The organism is Pseudomonas sp. CBZ-4 (assembly GCF_000346755.1).
Lineage (GTDB): Bacteria > Pseudomonadota > Gammaproteobacteria > Pseudomonadales > Pseudomonadaceae > Aquipseudomonas.
Window position 1 is genome coordinate 14,833 of the sequence record NZ_ANNV01000153.1, and the last position, 19,814, is coordinate 34,646.

Sequence of the window (19,814 nt, forward strand, 5' to 3'; positions counted from 1 at the left end):
TTCCCCCCCCTATCAACCGCCCTGTTGGCCAGATAAGTGGTGAGAATGGCGGAGCCGTTCCGACCTGAAGTGTGTCATTCGATGGATGCCTCTGATCGAGGAAAAGGCCCCCACGCAGTAAAAACCCGGCAAAAAAAAACCCCTCATTGAGGGGTTTTCCTTCGCCACATTCAGGCCGGCAACATCACGTCATCTGGATGATGGTCTGCATGATGGTGCTCTGGGTGGAGATGGTCTTGGCGTTCGCCTGGTAGTTGCTCTGGGCCTTGATCAGGTCCACCAGCTCGTTGGTCAGGTTGACGTTGGAGTTCTCCAGGGAACCGGCCACGATCGAACCCAGGGTGCCCGCTTGCGGGGAGTCGTAGCCCGGCTGGCCTGACGCGAAGGTCTCTCTCCAGGTGGTGCCGCCAGCCGGTTGCAGGCCCTGCTCGTTGTTGAAGCTGGCCAGGGAGATCTGGCCGATGGCCTTGCTCTGCTGGTTGCTGAACGTAGCGAACAGCACGCCGTTGCCGTCGACTTTCAGGCCGGTGATCTGGCCGGTGGCGTAGCCATCGGTGACCGGCGGGTTGCGGTAGGTGGCCGAGTTGTATTGGGTGACGTTGGACATGTTGATCGCAATGCCGTCCTTGTTCGCCGTCGCGTCGTTGGCCTTCCAGACGCCGTCGGTCACCGTACCTGGCACCCAATCCTTGATGGTCAAGGTCGTGCCAGCCACACCGCCGGTCACGATGCTCTTGAGGTTACCGGCACCGTCGAAGGTCAACGTCGAAGGCACAGGCGGCTTCATGTCCGTAGCGTTACCGGTTGGCGGCGTACCATCAGGGTTGCGGCCATCGATCAAGGTGTACGACTGCCATTCGTTGGCGTCGGTTTTCACCACATACTGCACCATCGGGTGGGCGTTGCCCTGGGAGTCGTACAGCGTGGTGCTGTAGGACGTGGTGAAGGTGTCGGTCTTGAGCGGATCGAACGGCTTCTTGCTCTGGTCGATGACCGGCTCAGAGGAGTTCAGGTTGCTGCTGGAATCCACTTTGGTGGACGCCTTTGGCGGCAGGTTGGCCAGGTTCAGCTGCAGGTCGACCAGGCCACCCTTGGTGATCTTGCCATTTTCGTCTGCCGCATAACCTTGCAGGCGCGAAGTGCCGGTGTTGTTGGTGATGTAGCCGTCTTTGTCGGCACGGAAGGCGCCGCTACGGGTGTATTCCAGCGAACCGTCACTGCCCTTCTGTACGAAGAAACCGCCACCCTGGATCGCCATGTCCAGGATACCGCCGCTGGCGTTCACTTCACCCTGGGTGAACTGCTGGGACACTGCCGCCAGGTTCACACCGTTGCCGATGGTGTTCTGGCCGGTGCCGAGCTTGGACGCGGCGTAGATGTCGGCGAATTCCGCACGGGACGATTTGAAGCCGGTGGTCGCGACGTTGGCGATGTTGTTGCCGGTCACGTCCAGTTGTTTGTTGGCCGCATAGAGGCCGCTAAGGCCGATGTTAAAAGACATGTTTCTCTCCCTCTGCCGTATTTAGCCGGCTCTATGTACCGATAGTCTGAATTTGCGACAGCTTGACGCTGCCCATGCCGCCGGCAAGGTTCAGCAGCATTTCGCCGCCGGTCTTGCTCAAGGTCACGCTGGTAACCGTGGCTGGCAGCGAAGTCGCCAGGACGACCGCGTCGCCCTTGTCATTTTTGGTGGTGGCGGTAAAGGTGTAAGTGCCCGCCGCAGCGACCTCACCCTTGTCGTTCTTGCCATCCCAGATAAAGTCGGCCGTACCGGCGCTCTGCGCGCCCATATCGACGGTGCGCACCACGTTGCCGTCTTTGTCGGTGATCTTCACCGAGACGTTGCCCACCGCCGAGGTGACGGCGACGGAACCGGTCATGCTCTTGCTGGTATCCACCAAGGCCTTGTCGGTCTGGGTGATGATCGAACGCCCCACCAGCGACGACGCTTGCAACGCTTGCGACGAACTGAAGTTGCTGGAGATCGCATTCACCGAGTCGTTCAGGGTGTTGATGCCTTCCAGGCTGCTGAATTGCGCCAGCTGGGCGACGAACGCGCCGTTGTCCTGGGGCGACAGCGGGTTCTGGTTCTTCAGCTGGGTGACCAGCAGTTGCAGGAACGCATCCTTGCCCAGGGACTGGTTGCCCGTGGCCGCAGTGGCGGTGCTCGCCACATTGTTTGTTGCGGTCTTGACCTTGGTGTTGAAAAGGTCCTGGACCGCCGTGTTGGTCGTGGTATCAACAATGGCCATTATTTGGCGCCCCTTATCACTGACCCAGGGTCAGGACCTTCTGCATCATGGCTTTGGCGGTGTTCATCATTTCCGCGTTGGTCTGGAACGAGCGACTGGCGGAAATCATGTCAGCCATTTCCTCGACCACGTTGACGTTGGGGTAGTAGACGTAACCCTTTTCGTTCGCGGCCGGGTGGTTAGGCTCGTAGCGGGCTTCCAGGTTGCTCTGGTCTTCGACCACGCCCAGCACCTGCACGCCGGAGCCGGCATTGCCCTGGTCCTGGAACAGCGAATCGCTGCCACCGGCCTGGCCGCCCTGGAACATGGTGGCGAACACCGGGTGACGGGCGCGGTAGGTCTGGTCAATGCTCGACGACACGGTTTCGGCGTTGGCGATGTTACTGGCAACGGTGTTCAGACGCGTGGTCTGCGCGCTCATGCCGCTACCGGCAATATTGAAAACACTGGACAGGGACATGGCTTACTCTCCACGCAGGGCTGACATCAGCCCTTTGAATTTGCTGTTGAGCAGGGTAAAGCTGGCCTGGAAGTTCACCGAGTTCTCGGCGTAGGCCGATTGCTCCAGCTGGGCGTCGACGGTGTTCTGGTCGATCGACGGCTGCATCGGCGTGCGATACAGCAGCGACTCGTCCCCACTGCTCAGGCCTTGCGCTTCGATATGACGGTTGTTGGTCATGTTCAAGGCAAAGGTGCCGTTCTTGGTCTTGTCCTGCTGTGCAGCGAGCACGGCGGAGAAGTCCAGGTCCCGAGCCTTGTAGTTCGGGGTATCGGCGTTGGCAATGTTGTTGGCCAGGACTTCGGCACGCTGGGCGCGGAAGCCCAGGGCTTGTTCATGGATACCGAGCGCTTTATCGAAGCTGATGCTCATGGCGGAAACCTTTAGGCTGACCTGCTGTTCGTTAGCAGGGTTATAGCAAGGTGTGTGCCAATTCTTCGAAGGCCCGTATTTCAGGGCTTTGCGGGGAGATTGCCGGGCGGCAATGCCAGAAAAGCGGCAATGGGTTTCCGCGTGGTGCCAGTAAAGCGGCAATGGGGGATTGCCGCTCGGGGAAGCATTGCCGCAAAAAAAATGTGGGAGCTGGCTTATGTGGGAGCTGGCTTGCCTGCGATGCAGACACCTCGGTTTTTCAGTTAGGCCGAGGTGATGCTATCGCAGGCAAGCCAGCTCCCACAGAAGCCTGGCTCCCACATGTTTGATCCTTACTTGGCCTGGTAGATGATCCCAGGACTGCACTGCACCATCTGGTAATGATCCGGCAGACCGTTCAGTGCTTCGGAAGCACCGAGGAACAGATAGCCCCCACGCTTGAGCGTGCCATGGATGCGCAACAGGATGTCTTTCTTCACTTCGGCCGAGAAGTAGATCAGCACGTTGCGGCAGAACACCATGTCGAACTTGCCCAGGCTGGCGTAGCTGTCGAGCAGGTTGAACGAGCGAAACTCCACGCGGCTCTTGATCGGCGCCTTGACCGCCCAACGCCCTGCCCCTTTCGGGTCAAAGTAACGCTGCAGGCGCTCCTGGGACAAACCTCGGCCCAAGGCCAGGCTGTCGTACTCGCCGGTCTTGCAGTTGGTGAGCATGGTGCCGGACAGGTCGGTGGCAACAATCTGCGCACCGGCTTTCAGTTGGCCCATGTTGGTCCGCTCGAACTCATCGATGGACATCGAGATCGAATACGGCTCCTGCCCCGAGGAGCAGGCCGCCGACCAGATGCGCAAGCGCTGGCCCGGGCTGGCCTTGATGGCTTCCGGCAGCACTTTGCTCTTGAGCACTTCAAACGGGTAGGTGTCACGAAACCACAGGGTTTCGTTGGTGGTCATGGCATCGACCACCATTTCCTTGAGCCCGCTGCGCGGCTGCCCCTGGATACGTTGAACCAGCTCGCCCAACGACTTGATGCCCTGCTGTTCCATCAGCTTGTTGAGACGGCTGGATACCAGGTACTGCTTGTTTTCACCGAGCAATATGCCACAGGCTTTTTCCAGGAAGACCCGGAACTGTTCGAAATCCAAATTACCCGTAGACAATGATACCGCCTCTTAAATCGTGTGACCGCCAGGGGAAATCCCCTAGCCGTGATCTGCTGCCTTGATCCGGTCGACAACCCGGTTTGCCAGGTCATCCGGACGGAATTTGGCCAGGAAGTCATCAGCACCGACCTTCTTGACCATCGCCTGGTTGAATACGCCCGACAATGAAGTATGCAGGATGATATGCAATTTTTGCATGCGTGGATCGTTGCGTATCTCGGCCGTGAGGGTGTATCCGTCCATTTCCGGCATCTCGATGTCGGAAATCATCATCAAGAATTCTTCTTCCGGTTTCTTGCCTTCATCGACCAGTTTGCGCAGGTAATCCAGCGCCTGGCGCCCATCATTGAGGGCCACCACGTCTACGCCGACGGTTTGCAGGCACCGGGTCACCTGCTTGCGCGCCACCGAGGAGTCGTCCACCGTCAGCACGCGCAGCGAGATCGCCTTGTGCGCCGTCTCGGCGTCGACCACACCGACGGAAATCGCTTCCGAGGTGGGCGCCACTTCGGCGAGGATTTTCTCCACGTCGATGATTTCCACCAACTGGTTGTCCACCCGCGTCACCGCCGTGAGGTAGTGATCGCGGCCGGTGCCCTTGGGCGGCGGATGGATCTCTTCCCAGTTCATGTTGACGATGCGCTCCACCGAGCGCACCAGGAAACCCTGGGTCTTGGTGTTGTACTCGGTGATGATCACGAAAGGGTTTTCGCGGTCCTGCAAACCTGCCGAGCCGGTAGCCAGGGACAGGTCAAGGATCGGAATGGTCGCGCCACGGATGTTGGCCACGCCACACACCACCGGGCTGGACTTGGGCATGATCGTCAGCTTGGGGCACTGCAACACTTCCCGCACCTTGAACACGTTGATGCCGTACAGCTGTTTGCCATCCAGGCGAAAAAGCAACAACTCCAGGCGATTCTGCCCTACCAGCTGTGTGCGCTGGTTTACTGAATCCATTACTCCTGCCATGCCTTGACTCCCACGCTAAAACCTTTGGCCATACCTATAAGGGCAGTGACGCGCACCCAACACTAAACGGCACGAGCTTTGCTATTTATTGGTCATGGATATTAAAACGACAGTTTCCCGACACCTTGACCTGACACGGTATTGCCGCTTGTTTTGCGTACCGCTGGCGCTGCTTGCCCTGGGCTTGGGCGCCACGGCCCGCGCGGACAACGTCACCTTGCCTGATCTACTTATCGGCGTCACCCAAGGGTTTCTTGAGTTCACTGTAGAAGATTATCTGGCGACCACCCAGACACCCGGGCGATATGAAATCCAGGTCAACCAACTCGACCCGCGCTTGCGCATGCCGATGTGCGACAAGGAATTGACAGCCACCCTGGAAAGCCCCGCCCAGCCGATTGGCCGCGTGACCGTGAAGGTGCGTTGCGAGGGCGCTGCGCCGTGGACGGTATTCGTGCCGGCGCAGGTCAAACTGTTCCGCGATGTGGTGGTGGTGGCGCGGCCGCTGAAGCGTACCGGCATCATCGGTTTTGAAGACGTTGTGCTGCGTGAACGCGATATCAGCCAGATCAGCCAGGGCTATCTCACTTCGGTCGATCAGGCCGTCGGGCAAAAATTGACCCGACCAGTGGTCACCGATCAGGTCATCACCCTGGTGCATCTGGAACAGGCCGAGGTCATTCGCAAGGGCGACCAGGTGGTGATTTCCGCCAGCAGCGGTGCCTTGCAGGTAAAAATGCCGGGGGAAGCGCTGTCCAATGGCGGCATGAGTGAACAGATCAGGGTCAAGAACCTCAACTCCAACCGCGTGATCAAGGCACGGGTGACGGCACCGGGCCAGGTCGAGGTGGCCCTATAGAGAACTGGTATCAGGCGCCAGCTTTTCCTACACTGTGCGCTAGACGTCCGCACAGGCAGGTTTATTGTCAATCGAGCCTAAAGTTTGTCCGGGTATGGCCGAAAACATGGCAAGCGTCCAAATACCCAGAGGTTTTTTATCATGGTCATCGATTTCAGTCGTTTAAATAATTCCCAGGCATTGCCCGGCTCTACGCGCACCACCGGTGCCAAGGACAGCGTAGAAGCCAAGTCCCAGCCACTGCCCGCCAAGGCAGAACAGGCCGGCGCGAGCCAAAGCGGGGAATCCGTACACCTGAGCAATGAGGCTCAACAGTTGCAGAAGGTCACTGACTCGCTGCGCGATCAACCGGTAGTCAACAGCGCCCGTGTGGCCGAGTTGAAACAGGCAATCGCCGATGGCAGCTATAAAGTCGACAGCAACCGTGTAGCCAGCAAGCTGCTTAACTTCGAAGCCGAGCGCTAGGCAAAGGCCTGCGCCGGGCTTTTGGACGCTTAAAACCCAAGGCCAGCCATGCACCACGACGAAACCCTGCTTCAACTGATCATTGATGATCTGGCGCCGACGCAACAATTGCTCGAGCTGCTGAAAGAAGAATCCCTGGCCCTCTACGGTCGGGATATGCGCCTGCTGGAAGAAATCCTGGCGCGCAAACAGTCGCTCATCGTGCTCCTCGAACAGCATGGCAAGAAGCGCAGCCAGATCCTGGCCAGCCTCGGCCTGCCCACCGATCACGACGGCCTTGCCCAACTGGCCAGTCATTCCTCCGTCGGCGACGAATTGCTGGCGCAGAGCCAGGCACTCAACCAGTTGCTCAGCCAATGCCAGGAAGCCAACCTGCTCAACGGTCAGTCGATCCAACTGCAGCAAGCCACCACCGCCAACCAGTTGCGTATACTCCATGGCGGCGAGCCACCGGCCCTGTACAACGCCCAAGGCTCCACCTCACGCCTGGTCAAGCCAGGCACCCGCAGCCAAGCCTGACGCCGGTTTACAGCGCGCCCTATCCAAGGCGCGCTACATGCTGGCAAAATGCCGGTTCTTGCGTGTAGTCGTATTTTGTCTGGAGATGGAAGAACCGTGTTCAACGCCCTTAATGCGGAAGATACACCGCAGCCACCCAAGGTACTCACTACACCTCTGGAAATTGTCGGCACCCTGCGGATGCTGCAAGAAAGCCACGACCCGCTGATCATCACCTTCCACGAACGCAGCCAGCGCTTCCAAAGCTACCTGGTGGACATCGACCGGGACAGCAAGACCCTGGCACTGGACGAAATGATCCCGCGCGATGGCGAGCGCTTCCTCGAAAGCGGCGAACCGTTTCGTATCGAAGGCTTCCACGAAGGCGTTCGCGTCGCGTGGGAAAGCAACGGCACCTACACCGTCAGCGAAAAAGACGGCCACCGTATCTACACCGGCAGCATGCCGGACGAGGTGGTCTACCATCAGCGCCGCAATGCCTTCCGCGCCGCGCTGAAGCTGGCGCAACTGGTGAACATCGAGCTGGGCGGCGAGAAGCTCAAGGCACCGGTCAGCGGCAAACTGCTGGACATCTCCGCCACCGGCTGCAAATTGCGCTTTGAAGGCGACATCTCCGAGCGCCTGCAACTGGGCCAGGTCTACGATCGTTTTATCGCCGCCCTGCCCTTTGGCAGCATGACCACCTCCGTCGAACTGCGTTACCTGCACTTCGAAGAGAAGATCAACACCACCTTTGCCGGCGTGCGCTTCCACAACATGAGCGGGTTGGTGCAGCGCCAGGTCGAACGTTTTGTGTACCAGCTGCAACGCGAAGCGCGGCGTTTTGACAAAGACGACGACTTTTAAGCCTTAAGACACGCTGCAAAAAAAACGGGCAGATCCTGATGGGGTCTGCCCGTTTTTGCGTTCAGGGGCGCGCCCTGCTCAGCTCATGGGGATGCTCGTCCGGCCCCTGGGGCGCCGGCGGCCCTTCGAACAAGGGCTCATCAGCCGGTGGTTGTGACTCGGTCTCAGGCTCCACCACCGTGGTTTGCATCTGCTCCTGCACCACCGCCTCATCCACCCGCGGATCAAGGGCCGCCACCAGCGGCGAACTGGACATGCTGTCCGGCATCGCCACGTGATGCAGCGGTGCATCCTCCACCTGATGCAGGTTGGTCACCGCCTTCGGCCGGATACGCCACACCAGGATCAGCGCACACAAGCTGAAGAACGCGTAGAGCATCTGACTGCCGAACAGCTTCATCACCACACCGGCCAACAGCGGCCCGATACTGGCACCGACACCGTAGGTCACCAGCAGCATCGCGGTGAGCGACACGCGGCGATCCCCCTCGACATGGTCGTTGGAAAAGGCCACGGCCAACGGGTAAAGGCAGAACTGCACCAGCGAACACAGGAAGCCCGCCACGAACAGCACCTCCAGCGGCACCTGCGTCATGATCGCCAGGGGCAACGCGGCGACCGCCAGGCACAAGGCAAAACAGCGAATCAACAAGGCCCGGTCATAACGGTCGGACAACCAGCCGAGCGGCCACTGCACCAGCAGGCCAGCAAAAATACAGGAGCCCATGAACAGACCCACCTGCTCGGTCGTCAGCCCTTGCTGGGAGGCGTAGAGCGGCGCCAGACCGTAGAACGAACCGACAATCAGCCCCGCGCCCAGCACCGTGCTCAGCGACTGCGGCACCCGCTTGATAAAGAAACGCGGCTCCATCGGCGCAGGATGCAGCGGCGCCGGGTGAATCCGCCGGGTCATCGCCACCGGCACCAGGCACAGGGCAAAGCACAGCGCCACCAGCATCAGCAATTCCAGACCGAGCTGGGGATGCATCACCAGGATCAATTGGCCGAGCACCAGCCCCAGGTAGGACGCAATCATGTAGCCGCTGAACACCACGCCACGCTGCTTGGCGTCTGCCTGCTCATTCAGCCAGCTCTCGATGACCATGTATTGGCACATCATCCCCAGGCCCACGATGATCCGCAGCACAATCCAGGCCGGCAGCCAGTCGATCAGCCCGTGCCCCAGCACCGCCGCACCGACGATCCCGGCACAGGTAGCATACGCACGGATATGCCCGACCCGGGCGATCAGGCGGTGCCCGATCTTGCCGCCCAGCACCAGGCCAAAGTAGTTGGCCGCCATCAACGCACCGACCCACAGGCTGTCCACATGGTCGGCCGCCAGGCGCAAGGCCAGGTAGGTACTGAGCAGGCCGGAGCCGATCAGCATCATCAAGGAGGCAAAATAAAGGGCTCGAAAAGATTTCCAGATCTGGCGCATCGGCGTTCCGAGCGGCTCCTTGCAGTGAGGGACAGGGCTATCGGCATGATAGTCCTGGGTGGCGGGTCCGGACAGGCGGCAAATGCTGTTTCCGGGGATTATTTTGCCTAACCGTCAGACGCTGCCCGACGGCTTGCAAGGTACACAGATTGCGATAAATACATCGCGCACCTGCTGTGAACCCTGAACACCGGCAAGGTTCGACTCATCTTGGAAAGCGCGCACAAAAAAGCCCCGCCAGAAGAATCTGTGCGGGGCTTTGGATCTGGTGTCCCAGGGCCGGTTCGAACGGCCAACCTTCCCCTTAGGAGGGGGTAGTTACAACGATTCTCATCGTTTCAAGGAATCACCGAAAATCACGCCACACCCAATAATTACGGCGCTTTAAGGCCTTCTATTGTATTCCTTCGTTTCACTGGATAGCATGACTTTTCATGCGATACGGGGAACGAACGGGGAAAACGGGGAAGGATATGGCCAAACGAACACGCCTCACTGAAATGGAAGCGCATGCCGTAAAAACTCGCCAATCTGAGCCGGTGGGGTCAAGGGGGAAAGGAACTCTGCTACTAGAACGCAAAGCGTCAGGGGTAATCCTCGCCTATTACCGGGAGCGCACGCAGAGCAGTGACAAGCGCTTGCAAGTCGGCATTTTGTCGAAAAAGCCAAAGCTTGGTACTGATGAGCGAACGCTCGATGACATTCGCGCTGAAGTCCTGAGGATATCTTCTGAGGCGTCCAGCGCCGGAAGTCTCGCCAAATACCTGGAACTAAAAAACGAAGATAAAGCCCAGGCCGCTGCAGATCGCGCCAAGCAAAAAATATTGGCCGAGGCCGAGGCTAAGCGGGGGACGTTTGGCGACCTGCTGGAAAATTATCTGAGCTATATGGACCAAAAGGGCAAGGCGAGCGCGAGCAAAGTGCGGTCACTGTTCCGCGTAAACGTCCTGGAGCTGCGCCCAGACCTAGCACAGCGATACGCCAACGAGATACAGCCCGCAGATATAACTGACCTTCTCGACGACGTGCTGGAGCGCAAGCCCAAACCACGCGGCATAGGACACAAGGCACAGCCCCCAGCATCCAACATGCGCAGCACTGCTGATGAATTACGGCGGTATATCAGAACAGCATTCAATCACGCCGCTGCATCACACTTGGCTACAGGCCAGCGAGGGAAAGAAGGCAGCAAACAGTTTGCTGTCAGTTCCAATCCAGCAGCACTGATACCACCAATTGAGGATGCAAAGGGAGGAAATACCGAATCACTCGCCCCTGTCGAGCTCGCTGAGTTACTCCGCTATCTGGACGCGCTTCCAGAGAGAAAAAAGGCCATCGCAAAAGCGCTTGTCTATCTGGGAGGACAGCGCATAAAACAACTACTGGCCGCAAACTGGAATGACATCACTGACGACTCAATAACCCTGTTAGATGCAAAGGGCAAAAAAGCCGAGGCTTGGGAGCATCTTCTGCCAATTACCCCCCGCATCAGCGAAATCATCTCCCCCCTTCTTGCTGATCGCATCGGACCTGGCCCGTTTGCGCTAGCTCGAGATATGAACGCGCACCGCGACACGGTATCGCGCATCTTCAGCGACGCGAGCAAGGCATTGGTAGCTGCGGGCAAGACTGCGCCCTTCAGCTGGCAACGAGTACGGGCGACGTGCGAAACGTTACTAGCGGCAAATGGCATATCAACTGAAGTTCGTGCGTGGCTGCTGTCACATGGGCGTACAGGGGTCCAGGCAAAATACTACGACCGCAATACTTATTTGCCTGAAAAGACCGCAGCACTGCTTATGTGGGGCGAGTATCTGGATGGCCTTGTTTCTGGTGAATCCAAAGCCGAAACCAATGTCATTGTTTTGGCAAAACGACGAAAACTCACCCGCACTTAAACTAGCACCAATACAGTTCAAAGCTTTTTCACCCGTACACATTATGTGCAGTGATGTAGGATGATTTAGAGTTATTTCCCGTTAAAAATCAGTAAGTTGTGCAGTTTTTATTGAGTGATAAGCTCTGAAACGAAAGAGGCCAGCACGTTGGCTGGCCTCTTGAATGATGGGGACCCTAGGAATCTCACCTCCTAGCCCCGAACTGATTCGCCGAGGCAATTCAGTGCGTTGGTCACGCCTGATAATCGTAGCTCACAAGCAATAGCTGCGCAACGCCTCGGCTCGTAGAGAGCCAATCGCATGCAAACTCATAATTCCGAACGCCTGCTCCCTCCAAAAACTGTTTGCTCCCTGGTCGGCATAAGCCGCATTACTCTGTGGCGCTGGTGTCGTGATGGTGTATTTCCGGCTGGTCGGCAAATAGGTCCCCGCCGTACTGCCTGGCTGGAGTCTGAAGTTAACAGCTGGATCAACAGCCGCCCCCTAATCGGGGAGGTCTAATCATGTCTAAACGCATAGGCCAGCACCTTGCTGGCAGGAATCGTGCAGCTCGAAATCCATATAAAACTGTCAGATTCCAACGCATTTATAAGGTGCTAGCGGACATGGTCATTGCGCCACGTCAAACCCGCTACCCGGCACAACCACGCCTTGACGCCCTACGCATCCAGCACACCTGGTGGGCTATCGAAGCCATTCTATTGGCAACGCCCAACGACAATTATATTCAGGGCATCATCGCAGACCTGGCACGGATGGCGCCTAAAGATCAGCCTTGGCCTATTAGTCGTCTGGACGCAGAACGCATTTGGCTGGACGTGCTCCATTCCTTGCGCCAGCGAGGCTGAAGCATGAAGCAATCCAAGTTCGCAGCGTGGGTGGTCGAGCGCTACCCATCGCCGCTCGATACCCTTTCCAGATACATCGAAGATGCCCAGGCGGCGGCAGCCTGCGTTGGCGCCTTGCTGGATGCCATGCCCGACCTGGACGGCAAGTGGCACAAACTGCCCGAGCTGGACGGCAAGAACAATAAAACTCGATCCTACCGGGGCGAGTGGGTCACCGACAACGACGGCACCGTTTGGCCCTCGATCACCTTCACCGCTATCGGTCGGAGCTCTGTCTATTGGAAACCCCGCGACCAGGCTTTTCAGGACTGGAAGGCTTCGGCCAATGAAGATGCGTCAGGCGCCGCAAATGAGGCGCGCCGTGAAGAGTACCGCCGCCGAGCTGCCGAACTGCAAGCCGAAGCCCATACCAAACGCGCAGCCAACGATGAACAGCGTCAGGCTGGCCGCCAGGCTGCCGCAGAAGCCGCCGCCATGGTGTGGGCTTCTGCCTCGCCGTGCGTCGGACATGCCTACCTGACCGTCAAACGGGTTCAGGCGCATGGATTGCGCGTGGTGACCATCAGCCAGCGCGCCCGCCTTTGGAACGATGAAAAAGCCAAGTGGCAGACTGTGACAGTGGCGCGCCGTGGTGAAATTCTGGTGCCCATGGTAGCCGTGGACGGCTCACTTTTTAACGTGCAGCGCATCAGTGATGACGGCGAGAAACGGTTTTTAATGGGAGGCCGTAAACAGGGCACCTTCCACCGCATCGAGGGTACTGGTCTAGCCTGGCTAGCCGAAGGCTACGCCACCGCCGCGACGATCCATGCCGCCACCGGTGCCGCTGTCTTGATCGCCTTCGACGCTGGCAACATGGCTACCGTAGCTGCCGAGCTACCGGGCCGTTTAAACGCAGTCGCCGCCGACAATGACGCAAAGGGCGCAGGGCAGAAAGGCGCCGAAGCTACCGGCCTGCCATCCGTTATGCCGCCGACTGTGGGCGACGACTGGAACGACCACGCTGCACGCTTCGGCTTAGCTTCGGTGACAGAGCTGCTGGCGTGTGCCCTTTCACCTGTGCGTGAAGAGCCAGCCGAGGACCACCCTCCTCGTCTCTCTCTGCCCATATTCACTGACTTAGCAAACCTCCCGCGTATCGAGCTGTTGGGCCGTGAACAGGTCTGGTTCAACAAGCTGGCAAAAGAGGCTGACCCACTGCAGGCCGCTGCCTTGGCGTGGGCTATCTGCCGCAAGCGCGCCGTGACGATCCCGACGCAGATGACTCTGGGCGAGTTGCTGGAGCGTATCGAGCACGCCGCAGCCGACCGTTTGCACCCTGAAACCGTTGCCACCATGGGCCGCGCTTTGACCCATTGGAACAATCAGCGCCACAAGCGCGCCCTGTCGCATGTGACCGTATCGCCGGAAATCCTGCGTCGGCACCGGCACGAAGTCCGCACCGAACTGCCAGAACTGGGCGCCGACGACTACCAGGGCGTTGTCCTGCTGTGGGCACCGATGGCGAGCGGCAAGACCCAGCGCGTCGGCAAACCATTTGCAGCATGGGCGCGCCAACATGGCCGCTTCATCGCCACTTGCCACCGCCGCAGCCTGGTCGCTGAAATGGCCGAGCGCCTGAGCTGTGACCACTACGGCGACGTGACCCAGGAAACCGCGTGGTCAGTTCGAGCCCTGGCCACCTGCCTGCCGAGCATCACCAAGGGCGCCCATGCGCAAATTATCAGGGAATGCGCCTACCTGTTCGTGGATGAAATCGCCCAGGTTCTGCGCTTCCTCGAATCCGACAAAACCTGTCGTACTGAAGAAGGTACCAACGCCGAGGTCTACCAGTACCTGCGCGACCTGGTGAGCCGTGCCCGTTGCGTGATCGGCGCCGATGCTGGCATGGATGACCGTGTTGTGCAGTTCTTGGAGTCCTGCAGACCTGGAGAGCAATTCCGCATTATTGAGGTTCGTCCACGCAACGAAGGCCTGAGCGCTGGCACTGGCTACGGCGCCGACGCTGTTGCCGCAGCCTATGGCGAAATGTGCGCCCGTGTGACTGATGGTCAGCGCATATGGGTGAGCTGTGAGTCTGAAAAGCGCGTTGCTGAAGTTGCCAGGCTGCTGGAATCGACCGGCGCCCGTGTTCTGGCCGTTACTGCGAGCAATCGCGGCAACAGCAAGCAGTCAGCCTTCTGGCAGAACCCTGAAGCCGTTTCGCGCACCTACGACGCGGTCGTGCATTCGCCCGTTATTTCTTCAGGCCTGAGCATCGAACACAAGGCAGCTGGCGCCTGGTTCCATCATGGCTTTTTCATCGGTGGCGGTCACGCAATCACACCTGCCGACGCCGCGCAGATGATGCGTCGCGTGCGCTACCTAAGAAGCTGGTCCGTCGCCCTGGTGGCAAACACCATGCGCGGCCTGGACGATCCCGAAGCCATGCTGCAGGGCATGGAAGCCGCTGCCGCTGCTGAAGGCACAGCCGCCGCTGCGACTAAATTTGACGGGTTCGTGGCTGACATTCGGGCGGATAACTCCAATGCCCGCGCCGACTTCGCTGCTGGCCTGATCTGGGTACTGCAGCGCGCTGGCTTTTCCCTAAAGCGCCTGCAAATGCAAGCTGACGCACCGGACGCCAATGAACTGAAGGCACTGCGCACTGAGCTGGCAGACGAACGCCGCGCCGCAATTCTGGGTGCCAGCGACCTGAACGACGACGAAGCACGACGCCTGCGCAGCGCTGAGCATCGCACGCAAGAGCAATCGGATGCCTTGACCAAGCACGCCATACGTCACGCGCTGGGCATCACCGACGTTTCCGACGATGCCTTGGACATTTGGGACGATGGCAGAGGCCCACGGCGCCTGGATCGCTTTAGCGCTGCCGTATTTGGCCTGGCTGAGCATAACGATGATGCCAAGCACATGACCCAGCGTCGCTTCACTCGCGCCCGCGTGACCGCATACCGTGACTTTTTTGATGACGTGGAGATTCGGCCAGGCCTTAGGGTTGATGACGACACTGCAGACCAATTGATTCATCGAGCCATAGACCGCAGACACCTGCTGGCCTGGTTGGGCATCGTTCCTTCGCGCTTCGGATCATCCACTGGCAACAACAAGGATGGCGAGCAGAAACCCTTCCCAATGCCGAAGGCGCCGCAGAAGGACGTTGGTGAGATATTTCGCGCTATGGGCCTGGAGCTGAAACGCCGTCGCAATGAGTGGGCTGGAACTAAGTGTTACGAACTACAAGAGGCTGCTTTTCAGGTAACGGCAGGCTGGGCCGAGCGTCGAAACAGTGCCAGATGCGGTGTTATTACTTACGGGAAAACAGGGCAAGTGGCACTGTTCAGTCGCGGCGAGGATGACGCTCATTGGCTCGCCATCCGTAATCAGCTGATCGCTGAAATAGACCAAATGACAACGCATCGGGCCGAGGCGCTAATTCTTGCCCACCTGAATAGCCGAGGCCCCACTGCGGGTGCTAGGTCCACTGCCCTATGGTTCAAGCTGGTGTTCGTCGAGCGGTGCGCGGCGTGACGAGAGGACCGGCCAACGACCTGGAAAAATCCGGGTCCTCTCTCGGGCGGCAGGCCCTGTGGGTCCATAGGAGTCGCGACAATCCATATCTGGGTGCATTTTCAAAACCGGTTTAACAACTATATCTGAACATGAATGAATCTAATGCAGGCATTGAAAACACAGGGCGTTCCAACCGTACAGCCAGCAACACGATGAAGTAGTTTCATATAAGTGGAAAAAGCCCAAGAGGAGCAGGCGCTCGGTAAAGGTCAGAATCTAGGCCGACACTTCATCAAAAAACCGAGCGACCAAATGAACGAACTTCTCAAACTATTTGAAGACGCCAAACGCCAACTAGGCGCAAGCGTCACCTATGACCATGCAGGCGACGTGCGCCACGTAATGCCCAGGGTTCCGGCCAGTGTCAGCACACTAAACCTCCGCGAACTGAGCCTGCCACCGTTCCTCGCAAGCCAAGGGTTGAACCAGGTTCGCGTACCGGTCGGCACCGAGGCAGGCAAGAAAACCACTTTCAGCAGCGTCCTCCTGGAATCGAGCCGCGTAGCTCAGGCCGGTGCCCGTATCATCCTGGTGAACGAAGCCGATGATGCAATCAGCGTGCCTGGTGGTGGCATCGCCCTACAGCGCCGCAACGCGGGTTACACCGTGATCGAAGCGGCCGATTTTGCTGTTGTTGATGACGGTGATGATCTGGTGAATAGCGCCCTGCCGGTTCACCGCGACCTGATTGACCTGGAAACCATTCCCGCTCTGGGGTTTCGTGTGGCGCTGAGCCGCGCAGAACAGAAGGCATACGAAAGCGGCCAACTGGCTGATAGCGCCCTGGTCAGCATCGCTCTGGGCATTGCCCGCGCCGCCGACGCCACCCTGCTTTCGGCTATTGTCGCTGGCACCCCTGCAACCTTCAGCCTCGGCGCTGCCGCCGCACTTGGCGTCGAGTTTGCCGAGCTTCGCGCCCTGGTTGGCACTGCTGGCGCTGGCACAGCCGTTGGCCAAGACGGCACCTTGCGCGCCGCTGGCGTACTGGCTGAGCTGACGCCAACTGTCGCTGAAACCATCGTTGGCACGTTCAACCGCGCTGCTGTGGCCGTCCATGAGGACATCCGTCTGGTCGCAGAGCGCACCAATAAGCAGGGCGAATTGATCCTGACTTGCTGGGTGAACATGCAAGCCTTGCTGCCAATGCCTGGCGCGTTCTTCAAGGTCAGCGCGTAAATGCGCGCCAAGTGGAAGGAAGGCGAGGTGGCGGAAGCCACTGCCCTACCTGCTGAAGTTCTGACAGCCCTAGACGGCGCGAATGTTTACGTTCGCCAGCCTGGCGAGGACGGTGATCCGCGTGTTGTGGTTCAACCGGCTGGCATGAAAGGTTGGGTGCATGGTGACGAGGATAGCGAACGCCTGTCACGGATGTTCCCTGAACTGACTGAAACACAACTGCAGCGCGCCACCCGCTACCTGTCCAGCAAGGTGAGAAATCATTTGCGGATGACTGGGAACAACAGCGCGAAGTTGCAGAAAAACTGGGTTCATTCCTGGTAATTGGTGAAGAAAATGAAAGCACAGATGAAGGCAATGAAACCTGTAAAGCTGACCGTGCTGCTTGATGCGGACCTGGAACGGCGCCTGCACGATGAGCAAGCCAGGATCGCGAAAGAGACAGGCTTTAACGTGTCCATGACTCAAGTTGCATCCCGCGCAATGCGCGCCGGGTTCGACTCGCAACAAGCTTAAAGAATCACTGCTGCCTCAGAAGCGATGGTGAGCAGGAATGGCCCCACCTGCGGACACAACGGGGCCCCTAATTTCCCTACCGATGCGCCAGCAGCGCCGGTTTTTTTGAGTAGACCAGTTATGGAAACCGCACAAACCCTCGAATCGCTTTTCTCTCATCAACTCCAAATCGAGCAAGCAGCCGCTAAATTGCTTGCAGATGCCAGAGCGCTAAAAACGGTCCTAAAACGCCAGCCATTGTGCCCTGAAGTTTCCGAACTCCTGGCAGAGTTACGCCGAGGCGGCGACACAGCGAAGACCCTCGCAACTCGTTTCAGTAGTGCTCTGCTAGAACACGCCGACGCTGAACATTTGTCAGAACAATCGAACCGGCCAAAATGGAAGCCAAGCCGCAGCTGTAGCGCTGGTCAGCGTGCTCGCCGTGACATGCTCAAGAATGGCGGCCTGATTGGCAACATCGACGCGCCAGGTTTTGGCCTGTGAGCGAGAAAGCTGAGCCACAGAGCTGGGACGATTGCGTGTCCCAGCTGCTAGGCCCAAAGCTTCTGCGGGACGACCCGGAGGTGCGCCGCCGCAATGCCCTGGAGCTTGCAGCGGCGGCGCTTCGTGCAGCCGGGAAGCATGATTTAGTTAGTCTGCTCTCAATAATTAAAAGGTGCGAATAAACGCGCCAATCAAATTACAAAGCCATAGATAGTGTGGGTGTGCTACGGCACGAGAAACGACAACCTGTCCGTTCTCCGACAGAACATCCTCATCACGGGCATACAAGAAAATACCGCGAACGTGCATGTCCCCCGCATGATCCACGGCAGAAACAATACATTTCGCTACGACAGCATCGCCCCGGATATGCGGCACTGCGTTAATTTTAAAAGGTTGACCAAAAATGGAACCTGAAATTAACGCCCCCTCCGCCACCTCACTGTCAAAGACAATCACAGATTGCAGAGTCTTAGGCGCCACATCTCGCCAAAGGTCCATAACATCGGCGACCGCCTGCAAAGCTTTATCGTATTGCTTTTGGCGTTGATTGAGATCCCTACTCGCAGCTTCAGAATTTGTGTAAAGAAACTCTTCCATTCCATCATCCTTGCTCAGAGACTTTGAGTCCGCAGTCTGATGTACCCTGCAAATGGTGGCAACCAGCCATGTCACTGCGGTGCGTGAAATCACATGTCGCGACCTAAAAGAACGCACAGGCCTGCAAATATGGGCCTTCAGCTTTCTGGGTCGCGATCAAACCGCTCAATCAATAGTGAGAAATTTACCGAAGGCAGGCTTTGGGGAAAGAAAAATCAGGCTCCCCCTGCAGAGAGGACGCCATCTAGAAACGGGGAATGAACGGGGAAAATACAGGCTTAAAAACTCGCTCACCAAAGGAAAACCGCTCAAGCCCTTGAATTATATGGTGTCCCAGGGCAGGTTCGAACTGCCAACCTTCCCCTTAGGAGGGGGATGCTCTATCCAATTGAGCTACTGGGACAAATGACAGCCACTGCGCCAGGGGCAGTGCGACGGACGGCGTGCATGTTAACGGCCAAGGTGGGTTTTGTCATGTCGTCCGTAGGCTTTTTGAGTGTAGGCCGCCGCCTGCCTGGGTGACTACGGCCTGCCCCTGCAAATCCGGGCACTTGGCGCCATCGTGCAAAATGCACTCCGCCAAAATGCCATCATTGCAAATTGCAAGGAAATAGCCCCTTAAACAACACCTAAGCCACTGATTTTATTGAAATAAAACATTGGCACGGGTTCTGCAATACTTCCCCTACAACAGCCAATTGGCCACACCAGCCACGGAGAACATGATCATGAACAGCGCGCTTCTGTTAGCTCTCAACGCCGTGGCCCTGGCCGCATTGGTGATGTTCCACTTCCAATCGAGCAACAACGAAGACACCGCGCAGCTTCGCCAACCGGTGCCACACCACTTGCAACAGCGCCCGCAACTGGCGGTGATGACCGCCAAGCCACAATCCGACATCCACCTGACACAGGGCACTCAAGCAGCGCCCTCCTCCGAACACTGGGTTTTCTGAGGGCACCCCCATGAGCAAGCCTGCCTGGCTGTTCCTTTGCATGACCTTGGCCACTGCCATTCTGGGACTTAACCTCAACACCCAGGATGAGCAAACCACATCCTTTATTGCCAGCGGTGTGTTTGCGAGCCTGCTCTTGCTGACCCTCATCGTCGGCCGGCGGATCAAATTCGACCCTGTATTGCGCTGAACCGCCCCCTCCCCATCGCCTACCTTATGTCGCCTCGCGCTAGTAAATCGGCAGATTGCCACTAGTCTTAAAATCAAGGGCAAAAGGCCACATTGCTATACGATGTGCGCCCTCCAGCCCTTTTGTGGCCGGGGTGTGGGCGAAAATTGCTGGATGAAGTTTTTCGTCGAAAAGTTTTCCAACCAG

22 protein-coding genes and 1 tRNA gene are annotated in these 19,814 nt (G+C 58.2%); 14 read left to right on the forward strand and 9 right to left on the reverse strand.

Annotation, left to right across the window (positions count from 1 at the left end; translation table 11 throughout):
* Positions 1-184: 184 nt before the first annotated feature.
* The 6 genes from flgE to B348_RS0121940 all read right to left on the reverse strand — a co-directional run bounded on the left by flgE (position 185) and on the right by B348_RS0121940 (position 5,258).
* Positions 185-1,501, reverse strand: a complete 1,317-nt coding sequence (gene flgE / locus B348_RS0121915) for a flagellar hook protein FlgE (RefSeq protein WP_017738191.1) — start codon at positions 1,499-1,501, stop codon at positions 185-187.
* Positions 1,502-1,532: 31 nt separating this feature from the next.
* Positions 1,533-2,252, reverse strand: a complete 720-nt coding sequence (gene flgD, locus B348_RS0121920; protein WP_017738192.1) for a flagellar hook assembly protein FlgD — start codon at positions 2,250-2,252, stop codon at positions 1,533-1,535.
* Between the two features lie 16 nt (positions 2,253-2,268).
* Positions 2,269-2,712, reverse strand: coding sequence for a flagellar basal body rod protein FlgC (flgC, locus tag B348_RS0121925; protein ID WP_017738193.1), 444 nt, complete (start codon positions 2,710-2,712; stop codon positions 2,269-2,271).
* A 3-nt stretch (positions 2,713-2,715) separates the two neighbouring features.
* Entirely contained in the window at positions 2,716-3,123 is a 408-nt protein-coding gene (flgB, locus tag B348_RS0121930; RefSeq protein ID WP_017529461.1) for a flagellar basal body rod protein FlgB, read from the reverse strand.
* 332 nt (positions 3,124-3,455) lie between these two features.
* Positions 3,456-4,283, reverse strand: a complete 828-nt coding sequence (gene cheR / locus B348_RS0121935) for a protein-glutamate O-methyltransferase CheR (RefSeq protein WP_016979774.1) — start codon at positions 4,281-4,283, stop codon at positions 3,456-3,458.
* Between the two features lie 42 nt (positions 4,284-4,325).
* The gene (locus B348_RS0121940; RefSeq protein WP_026136978.1) at positions 4,326-5,258 is read right to left on the reverse strand and encodes a chemotaxis protein CheV; all 933 of its coding nucleotides are present in this window, start codon (positions 5,256-5,258) and stop codon (positions 4,326-4,328) included.
* A gap of 94 nt (positions 5,259-5,352) precedes the next feature.
* On the opposite strand from B348_RS0121940, the gene flgA reads away from it, so the two are divergent.
* From flgA to B348_RS0121960, 4 genes are all read left to right on the forward strand, one after another.
* On the forward strand, positions 5,353-6,117 hold the full coding sequence (flgA, locus tag B348_RS0121945) for a flagellar basal body P-ring formation chaperone FlgA (RefSeq protein ID WP_032865061.1): 765 nt from the start codon (positions 5,353-5,355) through the stop codon (positions 6,115-6,117).
* Between the two features lie 141 nt (positions 6,118-6,258).
* Positions 6,259-6,582, forward strand: a complete 324-nt coding sequence (flgM, locus tag B348_RS0121950; protein ID WP_017738197.1) for a flagellar biosynthesis anti-sigma factor FlgM — start codon at positions 6,259-6,261, stop codon at positions 6,580-6,582.
* A gap of 48 nt (positions 6,583-6,630) precedes the next feature.
* The gene (locus tag B348_RS0121955; protein WP_017738198.1) at positions 6,631-7,101 is read left to right on the forward strand and encodes a flagella synthesis protein FlgN; all 471 of its coding nucleotides are present in this window, start codon (positions 6,631-6,633) and stop codon (positions 7,099-7,101) included.
* A 96-nt stretch (positions 7,102-7,197) separates the two neighbouring features.
* Complete coding sequence (locus B348_RS0121960; RefSeq protein WP_026136980.1) at positions 7,198-7,947, forward strand: flagellar brake protein; 750 nt, start codon at positions 7,198-7,200, stop codon at positions 7,945-7,947.
* Between the two features lie 61 nt (positions 7,948-8,008).
* Here B348_RS0121960 and B348_RS0121965 read toward each other — a convergent pair whose 3' ends face one another.
* Entirely contained in the window at positions 8,009-9,388 is a 1,380-nt protein-coding gene (locus B348_RS0121965; RefSeq protein WP_017738200.1) for an MFS transporter, read from the reverse strand.
* A 473-nt stretch (positions 9,389-9,861) separates the two neighbouring features.
* On the opposite strand from B348_RS0121965, the gene B348_RS0121970 reads away from it, so the two are divergent.
* The 8 genes from B348_RS0121970 to B348_RS1000000131645 all read left to right on the forward strand — a co-directional run bounded on the left by B348_RS0121970 (position 9,862) and on the right by B348_RS1000000131645 (position 17,882).
* Entirely contained in the window at positions 9,862-11,286 is a 1,425-nt protein-coding gene (locus tag B348_RS0121970; protein ID WP_026136981.1) for a tyrosine-type recombinase/integrase, read from the forward strand.
* A gap of 300 nt (positions 11,287-11,586) precedes the next feature.
* Positions 11,587-11,787, forward strand: a complete 201-nt coding sequence (locus tag B348_RS1000000132290) for an AlpA family phage regulatory protein (RefSeq protein ID WP_081609275.1) — start codon at positions 11,587-11,589, stop codon at positions 11,785-11,787.
* Between the two features lie 2 nt (positions 11,788-11,789).
* Positions 11,790-12,134 (forward strand): hypothetical protein, encoded by a 345-nt coding sequence (locus B348_RS0121975; RefSeq protein WP_157356547.1) that lies wholly within the window; start codon positions 11,790-11,792, stop codon positions 12,132-12,134.
* A gap of 3 nt (positions 12,135-12,137) precedes the next feature.
* Positions 12,138-15,665, forward strand: coding sequence for a plasmid replication protein, CyRepA1 family (locus B348_RS0121980; protein ID WP_017738203.1), 3,528 nt, complete (start codon positions 12,138-12,140; stop codon positions 15,663-15,665).
* 213 nt (positions 15,666-15,878) lie between these two features.
* Positions 15,879-16,883: a hypothetical protein gene (locus tag B348_RS0121985; RefSeq protein ID WP_017738204.1), complete on the forward strand. Its 1,005-nt coding sequence runs from the start codon at positions 15,879-15,881 to the stop codon at positions 16,881-16,883.
* Complete coding sequence (locus tag B348_RS0121990) at positions 16,884-17,207, forward strand: hypothetical protein (RefSeq protein WP_017738205.1); 324 nt, start codon at positions 16,884-16,886, stop codon at positions 17,205-17,207.
* A gap of 12 nt (positions 17,208-17,219) precedes the next feature.
* Entirely contained in the window at positions 17,220-17,399 is a 180-nt protein-coding gene (locus B348_RS1000000131640; protein WP_157356548.1) for a hypothetical protein, read from the forward strand.
* Positions 17,400-17,519: 120 nt separating this feature from the next.
* Entirely contained in the window at positions 17,520-17,882 is a 363-nt protein-coding gene (locus B348_RS1000000131645) for a hypothetical protein (protein WP_157356549.1), read from the forward strand.
* A gap of 165 nt (positions 17,883-18,047) precedes the next feature.
* Here the strand turns inward: B348_RS1000000131645 and B348_RS0122000 are convergent, their stop codons facing one another.
* On the reverse strand, positions 18,048-18,482 hold the full coding sequence (locus B348_RS0122000; RefSeq protein ID WP_017738207.1) for a hypothetical protein: 435 nt from the start codon (positions 18,480-18,482) through the stop codon (positions 18,048-18,050).
* A gap of 326 nt (positions 18,483-18,808) precedes the next feature.
* A tRNA-Arg gene (locus B348_RS0122005) sits at positions 18,809-18,885 on the reverse strand.
* Positions 18,886-19,210: 325 nt separating this feature from the next.
* Here B348_RS0122005 and B348_RS0122010 point away from each other — a divergent pair.
* Positions 19,211-19,438, forward strand: coding sequence for a hypothetical protein (locus B348_RS0122010; protein ID WP_026136983.1), 228 nt, complete (start codon positions 19,211-19,213; stop codon positions 19,436-19,438).
* Positions 19,439-19,448: 10 nt separating this feature from the next.
* Entirely contained in the window at positions 19,449-19,628 is a 180-nt protein-coding gene (locus B348_RS0122015; protein WP_017738209.1) for a PA3371 family protein, read from the forward strand.
* Positions 19,629-19,814 lie beyond the last annotated feature (186 nt).

What these genes read in the sequence shown, in the direction of transcription:
- B348_RS0121975 (WP_157356547.1), top strand. Translation starts at nt 11,790, where the DNA reads ATGTCTAAACGCATAGGCCAGCACCTTGCTGGCAGGAATCGTGCAGCT.
- flgE (WP_017738191.1), bottom strand. Translation starts at nt 1,501, where the DNA reads ATGTCTTTTAACATCGGCCTTAGCGGCCTCTATGCGGCCAACAAACAA.
- flgC (WP_017738193.1), bottom strand. Translation starts at nt 2,712, where the DNA reads ATGTCCCTGTCCAGTGTTTTCAATATTGCCGGTAGCGGCATGAGCGCG.
- B348_RS1000000131645 (WP_157356549.1), top strand. Translation starts at nt 17,520, where the DNA reads ATGGAAACCGCACAAACCCTCGAATCGCTTTTCTCTCATCAACTCCAA.
- B348_RS0121990 (WP_017738205.1), top strand. Translation starts at nt 16,884, where the DNA reads ATGCGCGCCAAGTGGAAGGAAGGCGAGGTGGCGGAAGCCACTGCCCTA.
- flgA (WP_032865061.1), top strand. Translation starts at nt 5,353, where the DNA reads ATGGATATTAAAACGACAGTTTCCCGACACCTTGACCTGACACGGTAT.
- B348_RS0122010 (WP_026136983.1), top strand. Translation starts at nt 19,211, where the DNA reads ATGAACAGCGCGCTTCTGTTAGCTCTCAACGCCGTGGCCCTGGCCGCA.
- B348_RS1000000132290 (WP_081609275.1), top strand. Translation starts at nt 11,587, where the DNA reads ATGCAAACTCATAATTCCGAACGCCTGCTCCCTCCAAAAACTGTTTGC.
- flgD (WP_017738192.1), bottom strand. Translation starts at nt 2,252, where the DNA reads ATGGCCATTGTTGATACCACGACCAACACGGCGGTCCAGGACCTTTTC.
- B348_RS0122015 (WP_017738209.1), top strand. Translation starts at nt 19,449, where the DNA reads ATGAGCAAGCCTGCCTGGCTGTTCCTTTGCATGACCTTGGCCACTGCC.
- B348_RS0121965 (WP_017738200.1), bottom strand. Translation starts at nt 9,388, where the DNA reads ATGCGCCAGATCTGGAAATCTTTTCGAGCCCTTTATTTTGCCTCCTTG.
- B348_RS0121980 (WP_017738203.1), top strand. Translation starts at nt 12,138, where the DNA reads ATGAAGCAATCCAAGTTCGCAGCGTGGGTGGTCGAGCGCTACCCATCG.
- B348_RS0121955 (WP_017738198.1), top strand. Translation starts at nt 6,631, where the DNA reads ATGCACCACGACGAAACCCTGCTTCAACTGATCATTGATGATCTGGCG.
- flgM (WP_017738197.1), top strand. Translation starts at nt 6,259, where the DNA reads ATGGTCATCGATTTCAGTCGTTTAAATAATTCCCAGGCATTGCCCGGC.
- B348_RS0121970 (WP_026136981.1), top strand. Translation starts at nt 9,862, where the DNA reads ATGGCCAAACGAACACGCCTCACTGAAATGGAAGCGCATGCCGTAAAA.
- B348_RS0122000 (WP_017738207.1), bottom strand. Translation starts at nt 18,482, where the DNA reads ATGGAAGAGTTTCTTTACACAAATTCTGAAGCTGCGAGTAGGGATCTC.
- B348_RS1000000131640 (WP_157356548.1), top strand. Translation starts at nt 17,220, where the DNA reads ATGAAAGCACAGATGAAGGCAATGAAACCTGTAAAGCTGACCGTGCTG.
- flgB (WP_017529461.1), bottom strand. Translation starts at nt 3,123, where the DNA reads ATGAGCATCAGCTTCGATAAAGCGCTCGGTATCCATGAACAAGCCCTG.
- B348_RS0121940 (WP_026136978.1), bottom strand. Translation starts at nt 5,258, where the DNA reads ATGGCAGGAGTAATGGATTCAGTAAACCAGCGCACACAGCTGGTAGGG.